The sequence below is a fragment of the Vibrio sp. V42_P2S4T144 genome (assembly GCF_009904715.1).
GTDB classification, from domain to species: Bacteria; Pseudomonadota; Gammaproteobacteria; order Enterobacterales; family Vibrionaceae; genus Vibrio; species Vibrio alginolyticus.
In genome coordinates this window covers 1-3,147 of the sequence record NZ_WXWS01000075.1, presented here as the reverse complement: position 1 = coordinate 3,147, position 3,147 = coordinate 1, and the positions used below count along the sequence as shown (strand labels likewise).

At 43.1% G+C, this 3,147-nt stretch carries 3 protein-coding genes; all 3 read right to left on the bottom strand.

The genetic code is table 11. The features are described from left to right. Positions 1-73: 73 nt before the first annotated feature. Genes CAG68_RS02380 through rfbB form a run of 3 tightly spaced genes read right to left on the bottom strand, consistent with a single transcriptional unit; the run spans position 74 to position 3,094 of the window. Positions 74-1,156, bottom strand: coding sequence for a DegT/DnrJ/EryC1/StrS aminotransferase family protein (locus tag CAG68_RS02380; RefSeq protein WP_054576843.1), 1,083 nt, complete (start codon positions 1,154-1,156; stop codon positions 74-76). Continuing rightward, the gene (gene rfbA, locus CAG68_RS02375; RefSeq protein WP_054576842.1) at positions 1,146-2,030 is read right to left on the bottom strand and encodes a glucose-1-phosphate thymidylyltransferase RfbA; all 885 of its coding nucleotides are present in this window, start codon (positions 2,028-2,030) and stop codon (positions 1,146-1,148) included. Before rfbA ends, CAG68_RS02380 begins: the two co-directional genes overlap by 11 nt. Then, a complete protein-coding gene (gene rfbB, locus CAG68_RS02370) occupies positions 2,030-3,094 on the bottom strand; it encodes a dTDP-glucose 4,6-dehydratase (protein ID WP_161440742.1) in 1,065 nt (354 codons plus the stop codon). The genes rfbA and rfbB overlap by 1 nt, the downstream gene beginning before the upstream one ends. Positions 3,095-3,147 lie beyond the last annotated feature (53 nt).

Here is a 3,147-nt window from a genome sequence, read left to right as displayed (position 1 = left end):
GCCAGTAGCCAATATATGGTAAAAAATAAGGCTGCATAATAGCAATTTTCATACTATAAGAACTCTCACATGGTTAATTTAATATCAATTCTATAACTTTACATACTGCTTCAACATCATTTGAAGACATACTGGCATGTAGCGGTAGACAAATAATTCCTTTTGATATCTTCTGACTTATAGGGCATCCAAAGCTCAGATTATCAGGGTAAGCAACATCTAAAGATGGTGTAAAATATCGTCGATGTTCAATATCATGCTCAGACAAAGCATCAAGTAGTCTTTCCTGCTTGTCTTTATCTCTAACGAAAATTGGCATGTAAGCACCGTTATACGACGCTTCGGGTAGCCAAAGAGGTAATTCAACATAAGGTTCTAAAAGCGTCCGGTACAAACTAAACAGGTTGGATCGATGCTCAATTACCTCTTCAATCTGATCAAGTAGTGTTAATCCTACTGCGCATTGGTACTCATTCAACTTTGCATTAATACCTGGCTCGCCTAATTGTCCATTCGCTTGAAGACCAAAGTTAATGAACTCTTTCGCACGTAAATAATCTTCATGCCGCTTGAATACAATTGCACCACCTTCGACTGTATGGAATATCTTAGTGGCATGAAAACTCAATGTACTAGCATCGCCAAAGTTTAAGAGAGACTCCTGACCAACCTTAACTCCAAATGCATGAGCAGCGTCGTATAGAACTTTGACCTTATATTGCTCTGCAATTTCTTTGAAACTCTCAACTTCACAAGGATTTCCATATACATGTGTTGCAACAACACCATCTACTTGAGAATTTGCTTCAAGAGCTGCTTTCAAAGCATCTGGAGATAAGTTATAAGATTTTGAATCGATATCGCAATAGCTCACATCAATACCTTGCCACATCAACGCTGATGAAGTTGCAACAAAGCTAAATGGTGTAGAGATCGCGGATTCAATTCCTAAAACTTTACATGCCACCTGAAGTGCCAGCGTACCATTAGAAACTAACAATAAGTTTTTAACACCCAAAAACGTTTCAAGTCGTCTAGTAAGCTTTTCATGCAATGGCCCAAAGTTAGTATACCAACCACTCTCATTTACTTGAGATAAATAGTTAGAAAGCTTAGTTAAGTCTGGGGCTAATGGACTGTTAAGTTTAATTGTCATCTTCGCTCACAATGCTTGATAGGTAGATACCATAATTGTTCTTCTTAAGGGCATCAGCTGCCGCCATTAACTTCTGTTTGCTAATCCAACCATTGTTAAAGGCAATTTCTTCCAAACATGCAATCTTATAACCTTGTCGTTTCTCTATCGTCGAAACAAATTGAGCAGCTTCGAGCAAGCTTTCGTAAGTACCTGTGTCTAACCAGGCAAAACCACGCCCTAACATTTCAACATTGAGCTCGTTTGCTGTTAGGTACATTTGATTTAATGTGGTAATTTCCAGCTCACCTCGCTCTGATGGTTCGACTTGCTTAGCTCTACTCACGACTTGGTTGTCAAAGAAGTACAGCCCCGTCACAGCATAGTGGCTCTTTGGCTTAGCTGGTTTTTCTTCAATAGAGATAGCTTTTCTGTCGGCGTCAAACTCAACCACACCAAAGCGCTCAGGGTCTTTCACTTGGTAGCCAAACACCGTAGCCCCATTGCCACTCTCTGCCGTCTCAACCGCTTTCTTTAACTTTGGAGTGAACCCTTGCCCATAAAAGATGTTGTCACCCAGCACCAAACATACTGAGTCATCGCCAATGAATTCTTCACCAATGATGAAGGCTTGAGCTAAGCCGTCTGGACTTGGTTGAATCGCGTATTGCAACTCAATGCCAAACTCTGAGCCATCACCCAATAGGCGCTGAAATCCTTCCTGGTCTTCTGGCGTGGTGATGATCAATATTTCACGAATGCCCGCAAGCATCAGTACTGACAACGGGTAGTAAATCATTGGTTTGTCATAAACCGGCAGTAACTGCTTAGAAACACCGCGTGTAATAGGGTAAAGGCGAGTGCCCGAGCCACCTGCTAAAATAATGCCTTTCATTATTCGCCCGCTCCTAATCGCTCTAAACTGTATGAACCATCAAGCACGCGTTGCCACCATTGCGGATTATTGAGGTACCATTCCACGGTTTTACGAATGCCGCTTTCAAAGGTTTCTTCTGGCCTCCAGTTAAGCTCTTGAGCAATCTTGGTCGCATCAATTGCGTAGCGCACATCATGACCGGGGCGATCTTTGACATAAGTGATCAAAGATTCATAAGACTCAACACCTGCAGGTTTGTTTGGTCGCAGCTCTTCAAGCAAAGCACAAATGGTTTTCACCACTTCGATGTTTGCTTTTTCGTTATGGCCACCAATGTTGTAGGTTTCACCGACTTCACCTTCGTTGACCACTTTGTACAGCGCGCGAGCATGGTCTTCCACAAACAGCCAATCTCGGATTTGCATACCATCACCGTACACAGGCAACGGCTTGCCATCGAGGGCATTTAAAATCATCAGAGGGATCAACTTCTCTGGGAAGTGGTACGGGCCATAGTTGTTGGAGCAATTGGTGACAAGTGTCGGTAAACCATAAGTACGCTGCCAAGCGCGAACTAGGTGATCGCTCGAAGCTTTAGATGCAGAATATGGGCTGCTCGGCGCGTATGAGGTGGTTTCGGTGAACAAATCATCCGTTCCCTCTAGATCGCCATACACTTCATCCGTAGAAATATGATGAAAACGGAATGCCGATTGGCGCGCTTCATCTAAGCCCGACCAATATTGACGGGCCGCTTCGAGCAGATGGTAAGTGCCCATCACGTTGGTCTCAATAAAAGCAGCAGGACCATCAATAGAACGATCGACATGAGACTCAGCCGCTAAATGCATCACCCTATCGGGTTGATGCTCTGAAAACACGCGATCTAGTTCAGCTCGGTCACAGATATCTACTTGCTCAAAGTAGTAACGTTCACTCTCTGAGACATCAACCAGTGATTCTAGATTCCCTGCGTAGGTCAGTTTATCTAAATTGATGACGGTATCTTGGGTGTCACGAATGATATGTCGGACAACGGCTGACCCAATGAAGCCTGCTCCTCCAGTTACTAATATTTTCATTACAAATGTTACCTACGTTAATTTTTGTGCCATCAGATACACATGAATACTTT

What these genes read in the sequence shown, in the direction of transcription:
- rfbB (WP_161440742.1), bottom strand. Translation starts at nt 3,094, where the DNA reads ATGAAAATATTAGTAACTGGAGGAGCAGGCTTCATTGGGTCAGCCGTT.
- CAG68_RS02380 (WP_054576843.1), bottom strand. Translation starts at nt 1,156, where the DNA reads ATGACAATTAAACTTAACAGTCCATTAGCCCCAGACTTAACTAAGCTT.
- rfbA (WP_054576842.1), bottom strand. Translation starts at nt 2,030, where the DNA reads ATGAAAGGCATTATTTTAGCAGGTGGCTCGGGCACTCGCCTTTACCCT.